This window comes from Streptomyces sp. NPDC101227 (genome assembly GCF_044767545.1).
In the GTDB taxonomy this organism is placed as follows: domain Bacteria; phylum Actinomycetota; class Actinomycetes; order Streptomycetales; family Streptomycetaceae; genus Streptomyces.
The window spans coordinates 341862-361785 of sequence record NZ_JBIWOD010000006.1 but is presented as its reverse complement, the minus strand read 5'-3'; the positions used below and the strand labels follow the sequence as shown (position 1 = coordinate 361785).

Here is a 19924-nt window from a genome sequence, read left to right as displayed (position 1 = left end):
CGGAGCAGATGCCGGAGGAGGAACCCGGAGGCCGTGCACCCCGAGACGAGCCGGTGGAGAACCCCTTGGCCATCGCGGCGAACGGCCCCCTAGGGTGACGGCAACGGGAGACGTTGCATCGTGGGAGGGATCGGCCGTGAGCGCAGGCACCGAAGGCATACCCGAGTTCGGGGCGCTGCCCGCCGGTTTGGCGCTGCGGCATCCGGCGGGGTCGGACCACCCTCGGCTCCAGGTGGCGCTGGCCGATTGGTGGGGCGGTCAGGGGGGCGAAGCGGGGGCGCTCCAACGGCAGTTGCTGGTGCCCCGGTTGTTTCTCCAGCACTTCGCCGGGACGAGTTTCCTCGTCGAGCGCGCCGATGGCACCCTCCAGGCCTTCCTCATCGGCTTTCTCTCGCAGACGGAGCCGAAGACCGCCTATATCCACTTCGTGGGAGTCCACCCGGAGGGCCGGCGGAGCGGTCTCGGCGGCGCCCTGTACCGCCGGTTCTTCGGCCTGGCGCGCGACCGCGGCCGCAGCCAGGTCCGTTGCATCACCAGCCCCGGCAACCGCGACTCCATCGCGTACCACACCCGGATGGGCTTCCGTACGGAGCCGGGCGACCGGACCGACGGCGACGGGGTGCCGGTGCACGGGGATTACGACGGGCCGGGGCTGGACCGGGTGTCGTTCGTACGGGAGTTGTGACCGCCGTACGGAGGTATGGCGGGTAGCGGGTAGCGGCCGTACGGGAGTTGACCCGTGGCGGCCGCCCTCCCCCTCTGGGGGAGCAGTCGAGTTCGTAGTCCATAACGGGGAGAGTTCGTGTCATCAGTCTTTCGCGCCGATTCGCCGTCGCCCGGCGTCGATGCGCAGTCCTTCCGCGTCGATCTGCGCGGCATCGTCGATCTGCTCAGCCATCACCTCTACGCCAGCCCCCAGGTCTACGCCCGGGAACTGCTGCAGAACGCGGTGGACGCGATCACCGCCACGCGGCGCGCCGACGGCGGGGACCCGCGGGACACCGGCCGGATCGAGGTCACCTCCGGTGATGCCACCGACGACGGCTCGCTGACCATCAGCGACAACGGCATCGGGCTGACCGAGACGCAGGTGCACGAGCTGCTGGCGACCATCGGACGCAGCTCCAAGCGCGATGAACTCGGCTTTGTACGGCACGAGTTCCTCGGGCAGTTCGGTATCGGCCTGCTGTCCTGCTTCATGGTCTCCGACTCCATCGAGGTCACCACCCGGCGGGCCGGGGAGCCCACCGTGCTCTGGCACGGCAGCTCCGACGGCAGCTACACGGTCCGCCCGGCCCCCGACGACGGGCAGCGCCCCGAGCCGGGCACCACGGTCACGCTGCGCCCCCGCCCCGGCTGCGGGCAGTTGCTCTCCCGCGCCTCGGTCACCGAGCTGGTGGAACACTTCGGTGCGCATCTGCCGCATCCGGTCACCGTGGACGGCAGGCGCGTCACCGGTGGCCCGGCCCCCTGGGACCGGCCGGCGGACGAGACGGCTGCGCAGCGCCGGGACCGGCTGGCGGCGTACTGCGAGGAGGTCTTCGGCTTCGCCCCGTTCGACGTGGTGGATCTGGCCGTGGACGAGGCCGGGCTGCGCGGCGTCGCGTTCATCCTGCCGATGCCCGCGAACCCGGCGGTCCCGGCCGCGCACCGCGTCTATCTCAAGCAGATGCTGCTCTCCGAGGGCGCGGAGCGGCTGCTGCCGGAGTGGGCGTTCTTCGTCCGCTGTGTCGTGGACACCTCCGAGCTGCGGCCCACCGCCAGCCGGGAGGCCCTCTACGAGAACGACCTGCTGGACGACACCCGCGACAGGCTCGGCGAGGGCCTGCGCGGCTGGCTGGTCCGGCTGAGCCGGCAGGCCCCGGGGCGGCTCAAGGAGTTCCTGCGCGTGCACCACCTCGGAGTGAAGGCGCTGGCGCTGCACGACGACGAGATGCTGCGGCTGGTCACGGAGTTCTGGCCGATGGAGACCAATGCGGGCCCGCTCACGCTGCGCGAGTTCCACGCGCGGTACGGCGTGGTCCGGTTCACCCCGGCCCTGGACGAGTTCCGGCAGCTGGCGCCGGTCGCCGCGGCGCAGGGGCTCGCGGTGGTCAACGCCGGTTATGTGTACGACGCCGAGCTCATCGACCGGCTGGTCACCGTGGACGGCGGGATCGAGGCCGAGGCGCTGCGGGCGGCCGATCTGACCACCCACCTGGAGCGGCTGACGGCCGCCGAGGAGCGGGCCGTCGCGCCCGGCGTCGCGGCGGCGCAGGGCGTCCTCGCACGGCTCGGCTGCGATCTGCTGGTGCGGTCCTTCGAGCCGTCCGGGCTGCCCACCCTCTACCTCCTCGACGGGGACACCGCCTTCCAGGTGGACCTGCGGGAGGCGAGGGAGCAGGCGGACGAGGTGTGGACGGCGATCCTCGGCAGCTTCCAGACCGCCGGGGAGGCGCGGCCCCGTCTGGTGCTCAATCACCGCAACGCGCTCGCCCGGCAGGTGCTGGCGCTGACCGACCCCGAACTGCGGGCGACGTGCCTGGAGGGCCTGTACGTGCAGGCGCTGCTGCTCGGCCACCACCCGCTGCGCCCGGCCGACACCGCCGCGCTCAACCAGTCCTTCCTCGGCCTGATCGGCCGGGCCGTCGCCGGAGGCGCCCAGTGAGCCACACCGAGCAGGAACTGCGGGCGCTGTTCCGCAAGACGTACGGCATGCCGCCCGGCCCGGCCAAGTTCGCGGCCCTGGACGAGGTGGTCCGCCATGCCGATGCGCTCGGCCTGGTGGAGCTGGCGTTCGAGGTGCGGATGGAGGCCACCGAGGTCTTCACGCTCAGCTATGCGCCCACCAAGGCGCTGCTGTCCTTCTCCTGGTGCCTGGCGGCGTACGACCGGGAGCCGGACCGCTTCGGCGGCCATGTCGAGCACACGCTGCTGTGGCAGTACAAGTGGATGGTCTGGATCATCGGCCTGTTCCCGGAGATCCCGCTGGAGCGGGCCCACGGCATGCTGGACGACATGGAGCGCCGCTACCGGCGCGGCGGCCACAGCCTGCACGCCGTGCTCCAGCACCGCGGCATGTTCGCGGAGAACCTCGGCGAGCTGGATCGGGCGCAGGAGCTCTACGAGCGGATGGCCCGCACCCGGCGGGACGGGCTGTCGGACTGCTCCGGCTGCGTCCCGACCAGTCAGGTGCGGACCCTGGTGGCGCTGGGCCGGGACGAGGAGGCGATCGCGGTCGGCGAGCCGGCCCGGAATGCGCCGTGCCGGGAACAGCCGCAGGTCATCGACTCCGAGCTGCTGCTGCCCTATGTCCGCACCGGCCGTACGGACGACGCGATCGCCGCTCACCAGCGCGCGTACCGGCGGATGCGGGACAACCCGCACCACCTCGAGCACCTCCCGCACCACCTGCTCTTCTGCGTCCACACCGGCAATGCGGGGTATGGCCTGGATCTGATCGAGCGGCACTTCTCGTGGCTGGAGCGGTTCACCAGCCCGCTGACGGAGATGGACTTCACCGCGGCGTCGGTCGCCGTACTCGACGGGCTGGCGGCGCAGGGCGAGGGCGCGCTGCCGGTGCGCTTCCCGGCGTCGGAAGGCCGGCGCCGTCCGGACACCACCGTCGCGGCGCTGGCCGCGGAGCTGCGGGCGCGGTCCCTGGCGATCGCCGAGCGCTTCGACGCGCGCGGCGGCAACGGCTTCCACAGCGATCGCATCCGGCGGTGGATGGCCGCCACCGTGATCGGCGCCCCGGTGGCGCTGCCCGGCCGCAAGGCCGCCGCGAGGTCCGTCACTCCCCCGGAGGCAGCGCTCTGACCAGCGCCTCCAACGCGCTCGTGAACGCATGGTCCGGCGGCGTCCCGTACGCGACGACCAGGCCGTCGCGCGGCGCTCCGGGGGCCGAGGGGTCGCGGAAGAAACTGAGGCCCGCCAGGGCCAGGCCCTGCCAGCGGGCCGCCTGGACGATCGACTGCTCGGTGCCCGGGGGAAGTTCGAGTACGGCGTGCAGGCCGGCGGCGATGCCGGAGACACGGATGTGCGGGGCGCGGTCGGCCAGGGCGGCCACCAGCTGGTCGCGGCGGCGGCGGTAGCGCAGGCGCATGCCGCGGAGGTGGCGGTCGTAGGCGCCGGAGGCGAGGAACTCGGCGAGGGTGAGCTGTTCCAGGGAGCCGGACTGCCATTCGCCGGTGCGTTTCAGGGCCAGCACCGGGTCGACGAGGCGGTCCGGGAGGACCATCCAGGCCAGTCGCAGGGCGGGCGCGAGGCTTTTGCTGGCGGTGCCCAGATAGACGACGTGGTCGGGGTCCAGGCCCTGGAGGGCGCCCACCGGCTGGCGGTCGTAGCGGAACTCGCCGTCGTAGTCGTCCTCCAGGACGTAACTCCCGGCGGACCGCGCCCAGTTGACGGCAGCGGCGCGCCGGTCGGGGTGGAGGGGGACGCCGGTGGGGAACTGGTGGGCGGGGGTGAGCAGCGCCGCCCGGATGTCGCCCGCGTCGTCGAGGGCGGGCAGCTCCTGCGTACCGGCGCCGTGTTCGTCGACGAGCAGGGGGACGGTGCCCAGGCCCGCGCGGGTGATGACGTCGCGGTGGAAGTGGAGCCCGTACGACTCGACGGCGATCCGCCCGGCGCCGCCGCTGTCGGCCGCGCCCAGCGCCCGGCTCAGCAGCCCCAGCCCCTGCATGAACCCGGCGCAGACGACGATCCGTTCCGGGTCGGCGCGTACGCCGCGGGCGCGGGCCAGGTAGTCGGCGAGGACGGTGCGGAGTTCGGGGCGGCCGTTCGGGGTGCCGTAGTCGAAGGCCTCGCTGGGGGCGGCGGTCAGGGCGCGGCGGGCGGCGGCCAGCCAGGCGGTGCGGGGGAAGGAGGAGACGTCGGGGGAGCCGGGGCTGAGGTCGAAGTGCGGCCGGTCGGCGGGGCGGGCCGGGCCGGTGGTGCGCCGGGCGGGGCCGGGGGCGTCGCGGGCCGGCGCCCTCTCGGCGACGCGGGTGCCGGAGCCCTGCCGGGCGCTGAGCCAGCCCTCGGCGACGAGTTCGGCGTAGGCGTCGGCGACGGTGTTACGGGCGATGCCCAGGTCGGCGGCGAGCGAACGGGAGGACGGCAGACGGGTGCCGGTGGCCAGCCGCCCGGACCGTACGGCGTCCCGCAGCGCCCGCAGCAGGGCGGCCCGTACGCCGCCGGGGCCCGTGAGGTCCAGATGCAGATCGCGCCCGAAGGCGGCCCCGGAAGTGGCCCAGGAATTCTCCATGGAAGTGGACCATACAGGGGTGCCATTGGGCCCGTAGCGTCGTAGTCATGACGACACAGACGACGCCTCAGACCCCCACGACGCCCCACGCACACGGCCCCCGCCTCCAGTGGGCCAAGCTCGCCCCCGAGGTCTACAAGGCCATGATCGCCCTCGACGTGGCGGCCAAGAAGGGGCTCAACCCCGCGCTGGTCGAGCTGGTGAAGATCCGTGCCTCGCAGATCAACCACTGTGCACTCTGCATCGATATGCACATCAAGGACGCGCGCAAGGCCGGCGAGACCGAGGAGCGCATCTACCTGCTCAACGCCTGGGAGGAGGCCACCTCGTTCTACTCCCCCAAGGAGCAGGCGGCCCTCGCCCTCACCGAAGCCATCACCGTCCTGACGGAGGGGTTCGTCCCCGACGCCGTCCACGCCCGTGCCGCGGCCGTCTTCGACGAGGCCGAGCTCGCCCAGCTGATCGCCCTGATCACCACCATCAACGCCTGGAACCGCTTCGGTGTGTCGACCCGCATGGCCCCGGGCCAGGCATGACCACAATGAGCGGCGTGAGCACCACGGCACCCAGGCTCCCCCTGGGCAAACTGGCGCCCGGCATCTTCGCCCCGCTGATGGCACTGACCGCCGCCGCGAAACAGGACCTCGATCCGACCCTGGTCGAACTGGTCCTGCTGCGCGGCTCCCAGCTCAACCACTGCGCGTTCTGCATCGATATGCACGCCCGGGACGCCAGGAAGGCGGGGGAGAGCGAGCAGCGGATCCATCTCCTCGGCGCCTGGGAAGAGGCGACCGGTCACTACACCGAGCAGGAACGGGCCGCCCTCGCCCTGACCGAGGCGGTGACGCGGATGGCGGACGGCGGTGTCCCGGACGACGTTTACGACCGTGCCGCCGCGCACTTCGACGAGGCGGCGCTGGCACGGCTGCTGGCCCTGATCGTCGCGATCAACATCTGGAACCGCATCAACGTCGCGGTCCGGACGCCCGTCGGCGCACACCCTTAGCCACCGGACGGCCCCCGCATACCCGTCACACCAGTTGGAGGCACCACATGACCGCAGCCGCCCTCCGCGCCCTGCACCACGGCCCCGACCTGCCCCTGGTCCTGCCCGGGCCCTGGGACGCGGGCAGCGCCAAGGTCTTCGCCGACGCCGGGTTCCCGGCGCTCGCCACGCCCAGCGCGGGCATCGCGGCCTCCCTCGGCTACGAGGACGGCAGCACGCCGGCCGAGGAGATGTTCGCGGCCATCGCACGGATCGTACGGGCCGTGGAAGTGCCCGTGTCGGCGGACGTGGAGGCCGGATACGGGCTGTCCCCCAAGGAGTTGGTGGGCCGCCTGGCGGACGCCGGGGCGGTGGGCTGCAACCTGGAGGACAGCGATCATGCCTCCGGGCTCCTGCGCGAGCCCGAGGCACAGGCGGACTGGCTGGCCCGGGTGCGGGCCGAGGCGGGTGACGCGCTGGTCATCAATGCCCGGATCGATACGTTCCTGCGGGGCGTCGAGGGCGCGGAGGAGGCGATCCTGCGCGGCCGGCTGTACGCGGAGGCGGGCGCCGACTGCGTCTACCCGATCCTCGCCCCGCCCTCGCTGCTGGCCGAGATCGCCGGTGCCGTCGGCGTACCGGTCAACGCCGTGGTCACCCCGGACGGCCCCGCCCCCCGTGAGCTGGGCGCCCTGGGCGCGTCCCGCGTCACCTTCGGCCCCGGGCTCCAGCGGCGGGCGATGGCGGCCGTGGGGCAGATGGCCGAGCGGCTGCAGGAGGAACTGCGGGTGCGGAGCTGACCCGTACGGCCGGGGCGGGGCGGCAGGGGACGCCCGCCCCGGCCGCCGCCTCCGGCTCACCGGCCGTCGGTCCCCGCCACCTTCGCCGTGCTGAGGGCGAGCCGGTTCCAGGTGTTGATCGTGAAGATCAGGGCCAGCAGCCGCGCCAGCTCCACCTCGTCGAAGTGCCGCGCGGCCCGCTCGTACACCGCGTCCGGCACCCCGCCGTCCGCGACCAGCGTCACCGCCTCGGTGAGCGCCAGCGCCGCCTGCTCCTTCTCGGTGAAGAAGTGCGCGGCCTCCCGCCATACGGCGACCATGTGCAGCCGCTCCTCGCTCTCGCCCGCCTTCCGGGCGTCGGTGGTGTGCATATGGAGGCAGTACGCGCACTTGTTGATCGCCGAGGCGCGTATCTTGACCAGTTCCACGAGGGCGGGGTCCAGGCCCTCCCGGGCGGCGGCGTCGAGGCCGATGAGCGCCTTGAAGGCCCGGGGCGCGGACTTGGCGAAGTCGAGCCGCCCGGCCTTGGTGCGGTGCGCCACGGACGCGGTGTTGTTCTCTTCGTTGTTCGTCATGGCTCCAACTTAGAAGCGCAGGCGACCGCCGGTAGGGTGCATTTCCATGCCGGATTCACTGGTCAATCTTGCCGAGAGCCTGGGCGCCGATCTCCACCTGGAGCTCACCGGCACCGGCAGCCGCCGCGCCGTCCTCATCCGTGCGCTGCGGGACGCCGTACGGACCGGCCGTCTCGCGCCCGGCACCCGCCTGCCGCCCTACCGTTCGCTCGCCGCCGACCTGGGCATCGCCCGTAACACCGTCGCCGACGCCTACGCCGAACTCGTCGCCGAGGGCTGGCTCAGCGCCCGGCAGGGCTCCGGCACCCGCGTCGCGCACCGCGCCGAGCCGCTCAAGCCCCTCCGCTCCCCCACCCACCGCGCCCCGTCGGGCCGCCCCGCCCACAACCTGCTCCAGGGGCAGCCGGACGCCACGTCCTTCCCCCGCGCCGCCTGGCTCGCCGCCGCCCGCCGCGCGCTGTCCGCCGCGCCGCACGACGCCTTCGGCCCCGGCGACCCCCGCGGCCGCCCCGAACTGCGCCGCGCCCTCACCGACTACCTGGCCCGCACGCGCGGCGTGCGCACCGACCCAGGCCGCATCGTCATCTGCTCCGGCTTCGCCCACGCCCTGCGCCTCCTCTTCCCCGCCGTGCTGCCCGGCCCGCTCGCCGTGGAGTCGTACGGCCTCGCCTTCCACCACGGCCTGCTCGCCGCCGCCGGCGTCCACACCCACGCCCTCTCCCTCGACCAAAACGGCGCGGCTGCCGACGAGTTGACCGGCCTCAAAGGCATCGGCGCCGCCCTCCTCACCCCCGCCCACCAATTCCCCACCGGTGTTCCCCTGCACCCCGACCGCCGGGCGACCCTCATCAACTGGGCGCGCTCCAGCGGGAGTTACGTCCTGGAGGACGACTACGACGGGGAATTCCGCTACGACCGCAAGCCGGTGGGCGCGCTCCAGGGCCTGGACCCGGAACACGTCATCCACCTCGGCTCCGTCAGCAAGAGCCTGTCCCCGGCCCTGCGCCTGGGCTGGATGGTTCTCCCGGAGCGCCTGGTAGCTCCCGTCCTGGAGGCCAAGGGCGAGCGCGAGGCGTGGGCGAGCGCCACCGATCAGCTGACCCTCGCCGACTTCATCACCTCCGGCTCCTACGACCGCCATATCCGCCGTATGCGCCAGCGCTACCGGCGGCGCCGCGACCAGCTGCTCGAGGCGATCGCCGGGCACGCCCCGCATCTCACCGTCACCGGCATCGCGGCCGGTCTGCACGCCGTCGTCCAACTCCCCTCTGGAGCAACGCACTCCGACGAGAGCACCGCTCTGCGCGCCGCACAGTGGCAGGGACTGGCCCTGGACGGCCTCTCCGACTACCGCCACCCGGCCGCCACGATGCCGCCCCGCCACGGCCTGGTCGTCGGCTATGCGACACCCTCCGACCACGCCTTTCCGGGCGCGCTGGAGGCGCTGTGCCGGGCGCTGCCACCGGAGGCATAGGCCCGGCCTCCGGCCGTCAGCCGGGACCGGCGGACCGGATCCCGTGAGGCGGTGCGGGTTGCGGTGGCAAGCGCCACCGCAACCCGCACCCCCCTCGGCACCTCCTTGGCGGGAGGCGCCGTCGCCTACGCCTTACTGCTGGGCGAACTTCCGGCTGATCCCGTCGAAGACGCGCTTGGCTTCCGGGCCCAGGTGCGGGCCCGCCAGCCAGGTGTGGGCGTTGGAGCTGATCGAGGTGTTGGAGACCAGCGCCAGCTTGCCGTCACGACCGGCGAACCAGCCGCCGCCCGAGGAACCGCCGGTCATCGTGCAGCCGATGCGGTCCATGGCGGGCGTGCCCTGCTGCATGGTGAGGCGGTTGGGGCGGTCCTGGCAGCTCATCATCCGCGCGCCGTCGTAGGGCGGGCCCGCCGGGTAGCCGACGGCCTTCATGCCGCCGATGCCGTCGGCGGAGGGGGCGTTGAACCAGACCGGGACGGCCGCTCCCACGGTCTCCTCCAGCGACTTGCCGCCGCCGTTCTCCGGCCTCACATGCAGCACGGCGAAGTCGTAGGCGGAACCGCCGTTGCCGACCTCCTGGCTCCCCATGTCGATCCACTCACCGGAGGTGGTGATCCAGTCGGCCCAGAAGCGGCCGTACGGCGTGATCTGCTGCGCCGGCGTATTGCCGACCTGGTTCATCGGCACGCCGTAGTCGTTGTAGGACGGCACGAACGCGATGTTGCGCATCCAGCCGCCGTTCTTGCCGGCGTGCACGCAGTGGCCCGCCGTCCACACCAGGTTGGACTTCCCCGGGTGCGCCGGGTCCGCGACGATCGTGCCGGAGCAGACCCGCGGACCGTCGGGGCTGTCGAAGAAGACCTTTCCGACCGGTGCCATGTTGGCGTGGTACGGCCGTCCGACCTGCTGGGCGGTGACCGGCCGCGGCTCGGGGTCGGTCCCCTCGGACGCGCTGCCCGCGCCGGTGGCCTTCACACTGAGATCAGGCGCGGCCTTCGCCTTCGCCAGGCGTTCGGTCTTCCAGTGGTCCTTGATGATCGGGTTGGCGAAGTCCTGCGCCTTGCGGGCCCACTTGTCCCAGTCCTGCCAGCCGCCGTCCTTCCACTTCTTCAGGTCGTCGATGCTGGTCGGCACGCCCTTGGGGAGCTTGAGGCCGCCGGCGCCCTTCTGGTCTGCGGCCGCCGAACCTCCGGACCCGTCAGCCTTGTCGTCGCCCGGGCCGCAGGCGGTGGCGGTGAGCGCGAGCAGCGAGGCCAGCGCCATGGCCGCGAGGGTGGTGCGGCGGGTGGATGGCCTGGTCGGCGTGGATGGCACGGTGCGGAGTCCCCCTGGTACGAGCCGGCGCGCCGCCCATCGCGGCGCGCCGTATTGTCATGCCCCCGGCGTCGGGGTACGCCCTACTATGCCGCCACACCGCGCCGCGGTCACGGCCAGGGGCCGTACGCCCGAGGCTCCCTCTCTTCCCCTCCCGCAGACCGGCGCTGACCGGCGCAGAGCGGTCAGTTGGTCACCGCCGGGGCACCCTCGGATCCGGGTTGTAGGACGAAGGACCCCGCGACGTCCCATGGGAGGAGCCTTGGGAAGAGCCGTAGGACGCGCCACGGGGCGAGCCGGGCGACGCGCCGGATGACGAGCCGTGACGGAACTCGCCGAGCTGCTTCGCCGTCGGGTACCACTTCTTGTTGCAGCGGTGGCACCACCACCGCCAGTTGTCCCAGTCCTTGTCGGTGGTCGTGGTGTCCTTCCACAACCAGTCGTCGCAGTCCGGGGTGGGGCACTTCAGCGGCGGCGGCAGTGGCATGGCGGTTCGGCCCTTCTTCGGCGGCAGGCGGCCCCAGACTGCTGCGCCTGCCGCCGCGCCGTGCGGTGGTTCACCGTCCGCCATCCGGATGGGTGACGGCGGCGGTGGGCCGTTCGGCGGTTCGCTACCAGGGCGCCGATATCCGGCCCGTGGTGGCGAGCCAGAGGGCGGTGAACAGGGCCTGCGGGCGGTTGTCGTAGTCGGTGGTTTCGGGGAGCCGGCCGAGCAGGTCGATCACCGCGGCCAGGTGCCCGCAGCGCGCCGCGTGGCGGATGAGCCGGCGGGTGGGCTCCGCCCGGTGACTGCGGGGGATTTTCTGCAACTCGTCGTATTCGGCGGTGAGTTCGGCGAGGTCGGAGGTGGTCGGGGAGAGCGGGGTGAGGTACGGGGTGGCGTCGCCGGACGCTGCGATCGCCTTACGGGCGTAGCGGGTGAGGGGGCGCGCGACACCGGGATCGGCCTGCCGGCGCCCGGCGGCCGCCTCCCACGCGGCAAGGAACGCGTCGTACAGGCCGTAGCGGCGCGTACCCAGCAGATACGCCAGCCAGGGCTCGGCGACGGAGGGGTCCGGCTCCGGCGCGGCGTCCCAGGCGTCGGGGCCCCACAGCGCGCGTGCCTCCTCCTCCCGTCCGCATTCGGTCAGGGCCCAGATGACCGCGAGACGGTTGTGCCAGGGGGCGTCCTCCGGGTCGATCGCGCCGCGCGCGCGGGCGAACCAGGCGTCCGCCGCCGAGGGATCGCCCAGCGCCTCGTACGCCCCGCCCACCGCGGCCGCCACGAACGCGGTCTCATGGCTCTCCCAGGGATGTACCTCGGCATGCGGCGCGATGTGCCGTCTTCTGGGCACGGCGAAGGCGCCGCGGGCCTCGTCCGGCCGGCCCGCCCGCGCGAGGATCATCGCCACTTCCGCGGCCGCCGCCACCTTCTCGCCCGGGCCTTCGATCTGCTTGAGCACGTCGGTGGCCAGGCCGGCCGCACCGCGCCGCGCGCACAGCCGGGCGGCGTAGCGCAGGTCCCTGCTGACGCGGGGGTCCTGTGGGCTCCCCATGCCCCAGGACGTCCGGGAGGTGGCCGTCGGGACCAGGTGCTCGACCGTCGCCGTACGGCGCGGCGGCCAGGAGGTGTCCTGCCGGAGCTCCTTCTCGATCTCCCCCACGTAGCTGTGCAGCCACGGGCCGTCGCCCCGGTCCCCGAGCAGATGGCCCGCGGTCCGTGCGTCCGAGGCAACCCTGAGCCCGCCCCAGCGCACCGGCCAGGCCACCCGCTCGCGCACCGGCCAGGCGAGGACGTCGTCCAGCGACTCCACCCCCCGCCCGTCCGGGGCGATCACCACCCCCTCTTCGAAGGCCGCGCACCATGTCGTGTCGTCGGGCGCGAAGTACCTCCGCTCGAACCACCACCAGGCCTCGCCCAGCGGCCTGGGGCCCGGCGGCGTGCGGAGGAAGGTGAAGTCGCCGAGGACGTCGCCGGATCCGGCCCGCAGGAACCGCAGGGTGGTGGGGCTCAACGCGACCAGGACATCGTCGGCGCCCCACAGCAGCACACCGGTCTCGGGCGGTACGTCCAGGGTGCGCAGCCGTCGCGGCTGGTCGCCGTCCAGCGACCACACCTCGACGCAACCGTCGGCGGTGAGCCAGGCGCCCGCATCGCCGGACGGGGACCAGGCCCAGGAGTCGGCGAAGACCAGGTCGTCTTCCACCGGTGTGACATCGAGGCGGAAGCGGAAGCGATCCTCGTCGTAGATGAGGACGCCGGGCCGCGCGCCGTCGGCGTTGCCCTCGCCCACCAGGGCCGCCAGCCGCGGCACCGCGCCGCGCATGCCCCACTGCAGCGCCGACACCCCCTTGCCCCCGGCCGCGTTGCCGACCTCCTTGCCGTCCGGCTTTCCGGCCGGCTTGCCGGTCGCCGCGTCGAGGAAGCGCAGCCCGTCGCGGTAGTGCGCCAGCAGCCGGTCGTCCGGGCTCCACGCGGCCAACTCGCCCACGACGGCCACCCAGTTCACCTGCCCGGAGGCGGCATCGACGACGAACGCCTCGCGGCGGCCCCGGCCGTCGCCCTGCGCCTGCACCCGCGTGCCGTCCCGCGACCAGCGGACCTGGTCGGCCCGGAGCACGACGTCGTCGCGCTCGTCCATCTCCGCGGTCCGCAGCTCCTCCGGCAGCCGTTCGGCCAGCAGAAACGACTTCGAGGGCGACGCCTCACCGGGCGTCCAGCTCAGCTTGCCGCGCTCCAGGGGGATGACACAGCCGCTCACCTCGCACGGCGACTCGGACGCCACGAAGGCCCGTTTGCCGTCCGGGGCGAGCGCCCAGACCGGCGGCCGTGGTGCGTCGTCCGCCACCGCGGCATAGGCGAGGAGATCGACGGCACCGGTGGCAAAAAAGCGGCCGGGGTCGAACGGGTCGAAGACACCGATCCGGTTGGTGCGGTACACGAGGCCGATGCGGCGCCCGTCGGCCGACCACTGGATGCTGCGCTCATGGCCCGGCCAGCCGACGCCGCCCATGGCGTGCCGATAGCCGACGCAGCGCCCGGATGCCAGCTCCCAGATCTGCAGCGTGCCGCCTGGCGCGTGGTCGCCGAGCCAGGTGCCGGTGGCCAGATAGCGGCCGCAGGGGCTGAGCGCGTAGTCGTTGACCTCCACCTGGTGGCCGTACGGATGGAGCAGGCGCACGCCGTCCATGGCGAGGATCTCGCGGGTGGCGGCGCGGTGCTCCTCGGTGATGCCCTGCTCGCGCTCGAGTTTCAGCAGCCGCGCCCGCAGTGCCACCAGGTCCGATGCCGCTCGGCCGTCGCCTTCAGCGTCGTCGGGGGCGTCGGGGGCGTCAGGGGCGTCGGAATCGCCCGCATCGGCGAGCAGGTGTCGCAGCGCGTCGTCGTTGAATATCGGGAGGCCGCGGCTCCGCGCCTCCGCCATGTTCCTTCCCTCGGCGTAGGGAGCGGCGAACACCAGATCCGTCCGGCTGGTGACCGACCCCGTCACCCGGGCGCCCAGCTCCTCCAGCCGCCGCTTCATCTCGCCCTGCCGCTCCCCCAGGTCGTAGAAGCGGCCGGCGAGCACGATCGTCTTTCCCCGTACGTTCATGATTCCGACCGTAGCCCCGGCCACTGACAACGGCGGCGCCAGAGGGGCGAGTTGGCGACCCGACCGGCCCGACCGGCCCGGGGACGCGGGCGCCCGCGGAAAACGGAGCGGGCGGCCGTACGCCTGCGCGTACGACCGCCCGCTCCCGGAACTCAGGTCCCGGAACTCAGGTCCCGGAATCCGCTACCGCTTGGGCAGCCACTTCTTCCAGACGTCCGGGTGCTTGTCCACCCACCGCTTGGCCGCCTCGTCCGCGGACAGGCCGCCCGAGGCGATCGATTCGGACACCTCGTTCTGGTCGTCCTTGGTCCACCGGAAGTTCTTCAGGAACGCCGCGGCGCTGCCGCCGCTCTTGGCGAAATCGGTGTTGAAGAACTTCTGGAGGGGGGTGGTGGGGTAGGCGCAGTCGATGGACGTGGGGTCCTTCGTGCCCTTGGCCGCGCAGGCGTCCGTGTACTTGGGGAGTTTGACCTCCTCCATCGGCACCTGGTTGAAGAGCCACTGCGGCTCGTACCAATAGGTGAGGAAGGGCTTCTTCTGCTTGGCGAACTGCTGGATCTGGGTGATCTGCGCCGCCTCGGAGCCCGCGAAGACGACCTCGTAGTCGAGGCCGAGATTCTTCACCAGCGCCTTGTCGTTGGTGACGTAGGACGGGGAACCGTCCATCAGCTGGCCCTTGTTGCCGCTCTCCGAGGTGCGGAGCTGCTTGGCGAACTTGTTGAGGTTCTTCCAGTTCGTGACCTCGGGGTGCTTGTCGGCCCAGTACTTGGGGACGAACCAGCCGATGTGGCCGGTGACGCCGTTGCCGCCGCCCGCCGTGATCGTCTTCTTGTCCTTGACGTAGCGCTGTTCCTGGTCGGGGTGGCCCCAGTCCTCCAGGATGGCGTCGACCCGGCCCTGGCTGAGGGCGTCCCAGGCGGGAATCTCGTCCACCTGGACGGTGTCGACGTGGTAGCCCATCTCGTGTTCGAGGAGGTACTTGGCGACCGCGACATTGGACTGGGCGCCGACCCAGGTCTGCACGGAAAGGGTGACGGACTTGGAGCCCTTGGCCGCCGCGAACGGCGAGGCCTGCTTGGTCATATCGGCCTTGCCGCAGGCGGAGAGCGAGACGAGCAGCGCTCCCGCCAGCACGGACGTGCCGGTGATCTTTGCGAGGGTGCGGGTACGGGACATGGTCAGGCTCCCTTCCCCGTGGTGCGGCGTTCCGTCGGCTGGGTGACCCGGTCGAGCATCAGGCCCAGGCAGACGATGGCGACGCCCGCGACCAGGCCGAGGCCCAGGTCGCCGGTGGCGAGGCCGGTGACGACGTCGTAGCCGAGGGCACCGCCGCCCACCAGGCCGCCGATGATGACGACGGCGAGGACGAGGACCACTCCCTGGTTGACGGCCAGCAGCAACGCGGGCCGGGCGAGCGGGAGCTGGACCTGGCGGAGGATCTGCCAGCGGGTGGCGCCGAGGGACCGGGCCGATTCCATGGCGGCGGGATCCACCTGGCGCAGGCCCTGGGTGGTGATGCGGATGACCGCGGGCAGGGCGTAGACCACGGCAGCGGCGGCGGCCGGGGCGCGGCCGACGGCGAAGAGGGCCACGACCGGAATCAGGTACACGAACTGCGGCATGGTCTGCATGACGTCCAGGACCGGGCGCAGGATCGTCTCGAAGCGCTTGTTGCCGGCCGCCAGGATGCCGATGCCGAAGCCCAGCACCAGGGTCACCACGAGGGCGGCGAGGACCTGGGACAGGGTGTTCATCGACGGCTTCCACACGCCCAGCACGCCGATGGCGGCCATCGCGAGGACGGCGGTCAGGGCGGTGCGCCAGGTGCCGATGAGCCAGGCCAGCGCGGCGACGATGAGCAGCGTGCCGTACCAGGGCAGTGCGGTCAGGCCGTCACGCAGCGGGTTGAGGACCCAGTCGGTGAAGTGGGCGGCCCAGTCGGCGGTGCCGCCGATGACGGGGACGCCGGAGTAGAGGTGGCCGACCATCCACTCCTTGAAGTCGTTGACCGGGCGGGCGATGGCGACGACCCAGCCGGTGGGCCAGACCAGCGTTCCCGCCAGGCGGCCGATGACGGCGAGGACGACGGTGATCGCGGCGATGCCCGCCCAGGCGGGCCAGCCGCGCAGCAGCTTCGGGCCGGTGGGTTCCGTCCCGGCGCCGAGACGTTCGCCGGCCGCCGCGGTGGTGCGGTCCATGACGATGGCGAGCAGCACGATCGGGATCGCGGCGGCGAGCGCGGCGCCGACGTCGACCGAGGCGAGGGCCTGGTAGACGCGGTCACCGAGACCGGCGGCGCCGATCATCGAGGCGATCACGACCATGCCCAGCGCCATCATGATCGTCTGGTTGACGCCGAGGAGGAGGTCCTTGCGGGCCAGCGGGAGGCGGGCGGTCAGCAGCCGCTGCCGTCCGGTGGCGCCGAGCGAGGAGGCGGCCTCCAGGACGCCCGGGTCGGCGGCGCGCAGGCCGAGCGCGGTCAGGCGGGCCATCGGCGGAGCGGCGTAGATGACGGTGGCCAGGAGGGCGGCCGGCACGCCGATGCCGAAGACCAGCACCACGGGCAGGAGGTAGGCGAAGGCCGGGAGGACCTGCATGGTGTCCAGGACCGGGCGCAGGATCTTGAACAGGCGCTCGGAGAGACCGGCGGCGAGGCCCAGCAGGGCGCCGACGACGACCGAGACGAGGACCGCCACGACCATCAGGGCGAGCGTCTGCATGGTGGGGACCCACATGCCGAGCAGGCCGCTGACCAGGAAGGAGATCAGGGCGGTGGCGGCGATGCGGGGGCCCGCGACGCGCCAGGCGAGGAGCGTGACGCCGGCCGTGACGCCGGTCCAGCCCAGGGCGAGCAGCACCAGGTAGACGCCGCGTACGGAGATCACCACGGCGTTGCTGAGGTGGCCGAGGAAGTAGACGAACAGCCAGTGGCTGTCGCGGTTGTCGATGATCCAGTCGCTGGTCTTGCCGAGCGGGCCGGAGACGTCGACGGTCAGCGAGGACGGCCAGGTGGCGCCGTACTTGGCGGCCAGCAGCGGAACGAGCACGGCCGCGGCGACGGCGAGCAGCAGGAGCTTGGCTATGCCGCGGCGGTTCAGCAGGGCCTCGGCCGGGCGCCACTTGGGGCTGTCGGAGCCGAGGCCGCGCTGCGCGACCGGGGGTGTGGAGAGAGTCATGCGCGGCCCCGCTTCACGGTGCCGACGGAGACGTTCATCGCGGCGGCGCGCTGGGCCTCGCGCCAGCGGCGCAGCAGGGCGGCGCGCAGGCGCGAACGGCGGTTCGCGACGGGGGCTCTGGGGCCGACGGCGCGCAGGGCGGCGCCGCGGTGGGGGGCGGCGGCGTACATCAGGCAGCCACCTCTTCGTGCCCGTCGTCGACCCGGGCGACCACATTGAGCAGGCAGGCGTGGTCGACGATGCCCAGGCAGCGGCCGTCGTCGACGACGCGGGCGGCGCCGCCGGAGCGGGCGACCGCCTCGATGGCGTCGGAGATCAGGGTGTCGGGCGTGAGGGCGGGACCCTGGTCGGCCTCGCCGTCCTCGGCCGGGCGCATCGCGCGGCGGACGGTCAGGACCTGCTCGCGCGGGACGTCCCGGACGAAGTCGCGGACGTAGTCGTCGGCCGGGGAACCGACGATCTCCTCGGGGGTGCCGAGCTGGACGATCTTGCCGTCGCGCATCAGGGCGATCCGGTCGCCGATCCGCAGCGCCTCGGCGAGGTCGTGGGTGATGAAGACCATGGTGCGGCCCTCTTCGCGGTGCAGGCGGACGACCTCTTCCTGCATATCGCGGCGGATGAGGGGGTCCAGGGCGCTGAACGGCTCGTCGAAGAGGAGGACCTCGGGGTCGACGGCGAGGGCGCGGGCCAGGCCGACGCGCTGCTGCTGGCCGCCGGAGAGCTGGCCGGGGCGGCGCTTCTCCAGGCCGGCCAGGCCGACCTTCTCGACCATCTCCAGGGCCCGCTTGCGGCGTTCGGTCTTGCCCATGCCCTGGATCTCCAGGCCGTAGGCGACGTTGTCGACGACGGTGCGGTGCGGCAGCAGGCCGAAGTGCTGGAAGACCATCGAGGCGCGGCGCCGGCGCAGTTCGCGCAGCGTGCCGCGGTCCATGGCGCGCACGTCCTCGCCGTCCATCTCCAGGCCGCCGCTGGTCGGCTCGATCAGCCGGGTCAGACACCGTACGAGGGTGGACTTGCCGGAGCCGGACAGGCCCATGACGACGAAGACCTCGCCCTTGTGGACGTCGAAGGAGACGTCACGGACGGCGGCGGTGCAGCCGGTCTGCTCGCGCAGCTCCTGCGCGGAGAGGCCGGCGACGGAGGCGTCGTCGGGGATGCGCTCGGCCTTGGGGCCGAAGACCTTCCACAGGTGGCGGACGGAGAAGACGACGTCGCGGACCGCGGTCGAGGCCTTCTTGGGCGTGGGTATTGCGGATGCGCCGGCGGCGGTGGCAGCCATCACGCATCACCTCCCTGGGTAGGTGCTTCCTTGAGCAGTTCGGCGCACTTCTCCCCCACCATGAGCACGCCCAGCATCGGGTTGACGGCCGGCATCGTCGGGAAGACGGAGGCGTCGGCGATTCGGATGCCGGCCAGGCCGCGGATCTTCAACTGCGGGTCGACCACGGCCAGTTGGTCGTCGGCGGCACCCATCTTGCAGGTGCCGGCCGGGTGGTAGACGGTGTGCGCGGCCTTGCGTACGAGCTCGCTGATCTGCTCGTCGTCGGTGACGTCGGGGCCGGGGAAGACCTCGCGCTTGAGCCACTTGGCGAACGGTTCGGCCTGGGCGACCTTGCGGGCCAGCTTGATGCCGTCGACGAGGGTCTGCCCGTCGTAGTCGCCCTCGTCCTCGAAGTACTTGAAGTCGAGCGCGGGCTTCACCTCCGGGTCCGCCGAGGTGAGGTAGAGGCGGCCGCGGGAGCGGGACTTGGGGATGTTGGGGGTCATCGACACGCCGTGCTCGGGGCGCTCGTAGCCCAGCCGCTCGGGGTTGTCGGTGAACGGGATCTGGTAGAAGTGGAACATCAGGTCGGGGCCCTTGTGCTCCGGGTCCCGCTTGACGAACAGGCCCGCGTCGGAGTCCATCGCGGAGTTGCCCGGGATCGGCCCGTTGGTCTCCCAGACGATGACCGACTCGGGGTGGTCGATCAGGTTCTCGCCGACGCCCGGCAGGTCCACCGCGCAGGGCAGGCCCAGCGCCTCGAGGTCCTTCTTCGGGCCGATGCCGGAGTGCATCAGCAGCCGGGGGGTGTCCACCGCTCCGGCGCACACCAGCACCTCGCGGGCCGCCTCGACGAGGACCTCCGCGCCGTCCTTCGTGCGGACGTGCACGCCCTTGGCCCGGGTGCCGTCCAGCTCCAGCTTGTACGCCCAGGTCTCCAGCATCAGCGTGAGGTTCGGCCGGTCGCCGGCCTCCATGTGCGGGTGCAGGTAGGCGACGGACGCCGAGGAGCGCTTGTTGTTCTCCGGGTGGTAGGAGAGGTCGAAGAAGCCGACGCCCTCGTCGAACGGCTTGTCGTTGAAGCCGACGACCTCGGGGACGCCGAGCGCGCTCTTGGTGGCCTCGATCCAGTCCGTGGCGATCTGGTTCTGGTCCTTCTTCGCGACCCGCACGATGTTGTTGCGCAGCTTGCCGAAGTAGGGGTCCATCTCCTTGGCGCCCCAGCCGGCCGCGCCCGCCGCCGCCCACTCGTCCCAGTCGGACGGCAGCGGCTTGAAGGAGATCAGGGTGTTGTGCGAGGAGCAGCCGCCGAGGACCTTGGCGCGGCTGTGCAGGATGTGCGAGTTGCCGCGCGGCTGCTCGGTGGTCGTGTACTCGTAGTCCAGGTCGCCGCCGAGGAGGCCGAGCCACTTGCGCAGCGTCAGCACGTCCTCGCGGTCGACGTCGGACGGGCCGCCCTCGATGACGGCGACGGTGACGTCCGGGTCCTCGGTGAGGCGGGAGGCGATGACGGAACCGGCGGTGCCGCCGCCGACAACGACATAGTCGTACACGGGCATGA

General features: G+C 72.4%; 17 protein-coding genes. 7 read left to right on the top strand and 10 right to left on the bottom strand.

Annotated features, from left to right (window positions below):
- Positions 1-136: 136 nt before the first annotated feature.
- From ACIRPT_RS16665 to ACIRPT_RS16655, 3 genes are all read left to right on the top strand, one after another.
- A complete protein-coding gene (locus ACIRPT_RS16665) occupies positions 137-685 on the top strand; it encodes a GNAT family N-acetyltransferase (RefSeq protein ID WP_403827612.1) in 549 nt (182 codons plus the stop codon).
- A gap of 117 nt (positions 686-802) precedes the next feature.
- On the top strand, positions 803-2647 hold the full coding sequence (locus ACIRPT_RS16660; protein WP_403827610.1) for an HSP90 family protein: 1845 nt from the start codon (positions 803-805) through the stop codon (positions 2645-2647).
- Positions 2644-3798 carry a hypothetical protein gene (locus ACIRPT_RS16655; protein ID WP_403827608.1) on the top strand — a complete coding sequence of 385 codons (1155 nt, stop codon included), beginning with the start codon at positions 2644-2646 and terminating at the stop codon, positions 3796-3798. Before ACIRPT_RS16660 ends, ACIRPT_RS16655 begins: the two co-directional genes overlap by 4 nt.
- Here ACIRPT_RS16655 and ACIRPT_RS16650 read toward each other — a convergent pair.
- A complete protein-coding gene (locus ACIRPT_RS16650) occupies positions 3773-5227 on the bottom strand; it encodes a PLP-dependent aminotransferase family protein (protein ID WP_403827606.1) in 1455 nt (484 codons plus the stop codon). The genes ACIRPT_RS16655 and ACIRPT_RS16650 overlap by 26 nt on opposite strands.
- A gap of 47 nt (positions 5228-5274) precedes the next feature.
- Between ACIRPT_RS16650 and ACIRPT_RS16645 the strand changes: the two genes are divergently transcribed.
- Genes ACIRPT_RS16645 through ACIRPT_RS16635 form a run of 3 tightly spaced genes read left to right on the top strand, consistent with a single transcriptional unit; the run spans position 5275 to position 7012 of the window.
- A complete protein-coding gene (locus tag ACIRPT_RS16645; RefSeq protein WP_403827604.1) occupies positions 5275-5763 on the top strand; it encodes a carboxymuconolactone decarboxylase family protein in 489 nt (162 codons plus the stop codon).
- 5 nt (positions 5764-5768) lie between these two features.
- Positions 5769-6233: a carboxymuconolactone decarboxylase family protein gene (locus ACIRPT_RS16640; RefSeq protein ID WP_403827944.1), complete on the top strand. Its 465-nt coding sequence runs from the start codon at positions 5769-5771 to the stop codon at positions 6231-6233.
- Between the two features lie 47 nt (positions 6234-6280).
- Positions 6281-7012, top strand: a complete 732-nt coding sequence (locus ACIRPT_RS16635; RefSeq protein WP_403827602.1) for an isocitrate lyase/phosphoenolpyruvate mutase family protein — start codon at positions 6281-6283, stop codon at positions 7010-7012.
- 56 nt (positions 7013-7068) lie between these two features.
- Here the strand turns inward: ACIRPT_RS16635 and ACIRPT_RS16630 are convergent, their stop codons facing one another.
- Complete coding sequence (locus ACIRPT_RS16630) at positions 7069-7566, bottom strand: carboxymuconolactone decarboxylase family protein (RefSeq protein ID WP_403827600.1); 498 nt, start codon at positions 7564-7566, stop codon at positions 7069-7071.
- Between the two features lie 46 nt (positions 7567-7612).
- On the opposite strand from ACIRPT_RS16630, the gene ACIRPT_RS16625 reads away from it, so the two are divergent.
- Positions 7613-9040, top strand: a complete 1428-nt coding sequence (locus tag ACIRPT_RS16625; protein WP_403827598.1) for a PLP-dependent aminotransferase family protein — start codon at positions 7613-7615, stop codon at positions 9038-9040.
- Positions 9041-9172: 132 nt separating this feature from the next.
- On the opposite strand, the gene ACIRPT_RS16620 is transcribed toward ACIRPT_RS16625, so the two are convergent.
- The 8 genes from ACIRPT_RS16620 to ACIRPT_RS16585 form a co-directional block, all read right to left on the bottom strand.
- Positions 9173-10303 carry a trypsin-like serine peptidase gene (locus tag ACIRPT_RS16620; RefSeq protein WP_403827942.1) on the bottom strand — a complete coding sequence of 377 codons (1131 nt, stop codon included), beginning with the start codon at positions 10301-10303 and terminating at the stop codon, positions 9173-9175.
- Positions 10304-10547: 244 nt separating this feature from the next.
- Positions 10548-10841: a hypothetical protein gene (locus ACIRPT_RS16615; RefSeq protein WP_403827596.1), complete on the bottom strand. Its 294-nt coding sequence runs from the start codon at positions 10839-10841 to the stop codon at positions 10548-10550.
- A 124-nt stretch (positions 10842-10965) separates the two neighbouring features.
- On the bottom strand, positions 10966-13926 hold the full coding sequence (locus ACIRPT_RS16610) for a BRCT domain-containing protein (RefSeq protein ID WP_403827594.1): 2961 nt from the start codon (positions 13924-13926) through the stop codon (positions 10966-10968).
- Positions 13927-14109: 183 nt separating this feature from the next.
- On the bottom strand, positions 14110-15102 hold the full coding sequence (locus ACIRPT_RS16605) for an ABC transporter substrate-binding protein (RefSeq protein ID WP_403827592.1): 993 nt from the start codon (positions 15100-15102) through the stop codon (positions 14110-14112).
- Between the two features lie 2 nt (positions 15103-15104).
- A complete protein-coding gene (locus ACIRPT_RS16600; protein WP_403827590.1) occupies positions 15105-17102 on the bottom strand; it encodes an ABC transporter permease in 1998 nt (665 codons plus the stop codon).
- Positions 17099-17272, bottom strand: a complete 174-nt coding sequence (locus ACIRPT_RS16595; RefSeq protein WP_403513591.1) for a hypothetical protein — start codon at positions 17270-17272, stop codon at positions 17099-17101. The genes ACIRPT_RS16600 and ACIRPT_RS16595 overlap by 4 nt, the downstream gene beginning before the upstream one ends.
- Entirely contained in the window at positions 17272-18381 is a 1110-nt protein-coding gene (locus tag ACIRPT_RS16590; protein ID WP_403513594.1) for a glycine betaine/L-proline ABC transporter ATP-binding protein, read from the bottom strand. Before ACIRPT_RS16590 ends, ACIRPT_RS16595 begins: the two co-directional genes overlap by 1 nt.
- Positions 18381-19922, bottom strand: a complete 1542-nt coding sequence (locus ACIRPT_RS16585) for a GMC family oxidoreductase (protein WP_403513597.1) — start codon at positions 19920-19922, stop codon at positions 18381-18383. The genes ACIRPT_RS16590 and ACIRPT_RS16585 overlap by 1 nt, the downstream gene beginning before the upstream one ends.
- Between the last annotated feature and the right edge of the window lie 2 nt (positions 19923-19924).

Excerpts from the sequence above, each read along its gene's own strand:
- ACIRPT_RS16650 (WP_403827606.1), bottom strand. The coding sequence starts at position 5,227 with ATGGAGAATTCCTGGGCCACTTCCGGGGCCGCCTTCGGGCGCGATCTG.
- ACIRPT_RS16645 (WP_403827604.1), top strand. The coding sequence starts at position 5,275 with ATGACGACACAGACGACGCCTCAGACCCCCACGACGCCCCACGCACAC.
- ACIRPT_RS16640 (WP_403827944.1), top strand. The coding sequence starts at position 5,769 with ATGAGCGGCGTGAGCACCACGGCACCCAGGCTCCCCCTGGGCAAACTG.
- ACIRPT_RS16635 (WP_403827602.1), top strand. The coding sequence starts at position 6,281 with ATGACCGCAGCCGCCCTCCGCGCCCTGCACCACGGCCCCGACCTGCCC.
- ACIRPT_RS16630 (WP_403827600.1), bottom strand. The coding sequence starts at position 7,566 with ATGACGAACAACGAAGAGAACAACACCGCGTCCGTGGCGCACCGCACC.
- ACIRPT_RS16625 (WP_403827598.1), top strand. The coding sequence starts at position 7,613 with ATGCCGGATTCACTGGTCAATCTTGCCGAGAGCCTGGGCGCCGATCTC.
- ACIRPT_RS16620 (WP_403827942.1), bottom strand. The coding sequence starts at position 10,303 with ATGGCGCTGGCCTCGCTGCTCGCGCTCACCGCCACCGCCTGCGGCCCG.
- ACIRPT_RS16615 (WP_403827596.1), bottom strand. The coding sequence starts at position 10,841 with ATGCCACTGCCGCCGCCGCTGAAGTGCCCCACCCCGGACTGCGACGAC.
- ACIRPT_RS16610 (WP_403827594.1), bottom strand. The coding sequence starts at position 13,926 with ATGAACGTACGGGGAAAGACGATCGTGCTCGCCGGCCGCTTCTACGAC.
- ACIRPT_RS16605 (WP_403827592.1), bottom strand. The coding sequence starts at position 15,102 with ATGTCCCGTACCCGCACCCTCGCAAAGATCACCGGCACGTCCGTGCTG.
- ACIRPT_RS16600 (WP_403827590.1), bottom strand. The coding sequence starts at position 17,102 with ATGACTCTCTCCACACCCCCGGTCGCGCAGCGCGGCCTCGGCTCCGAC.
- ACIRPT_RS16595 (WP_403513591.1), bottom strand. The coding sequence starts at position 17,272 with ATGTACGCCGCCGCCCCCCACCGCGGCGCCGCCCTGCGCGCCGTCGGC.
- ACIRPT_RS16590 (WP_403513594.1), bottom strand. The coding sequence starts at position 18,381 with ATGGCTGCCACCGCCGCCGGCGCATCCGCAATACCCACGCCCAAGAAG.
- ACIRPT_RS16585 (WP_403513597.1), bottom strand. The coding sequence starts at position 19,922 with ATGCCCGTGTACGACTATGTCGTTGTCGGCGGCGGCACCGCCGGTTCC.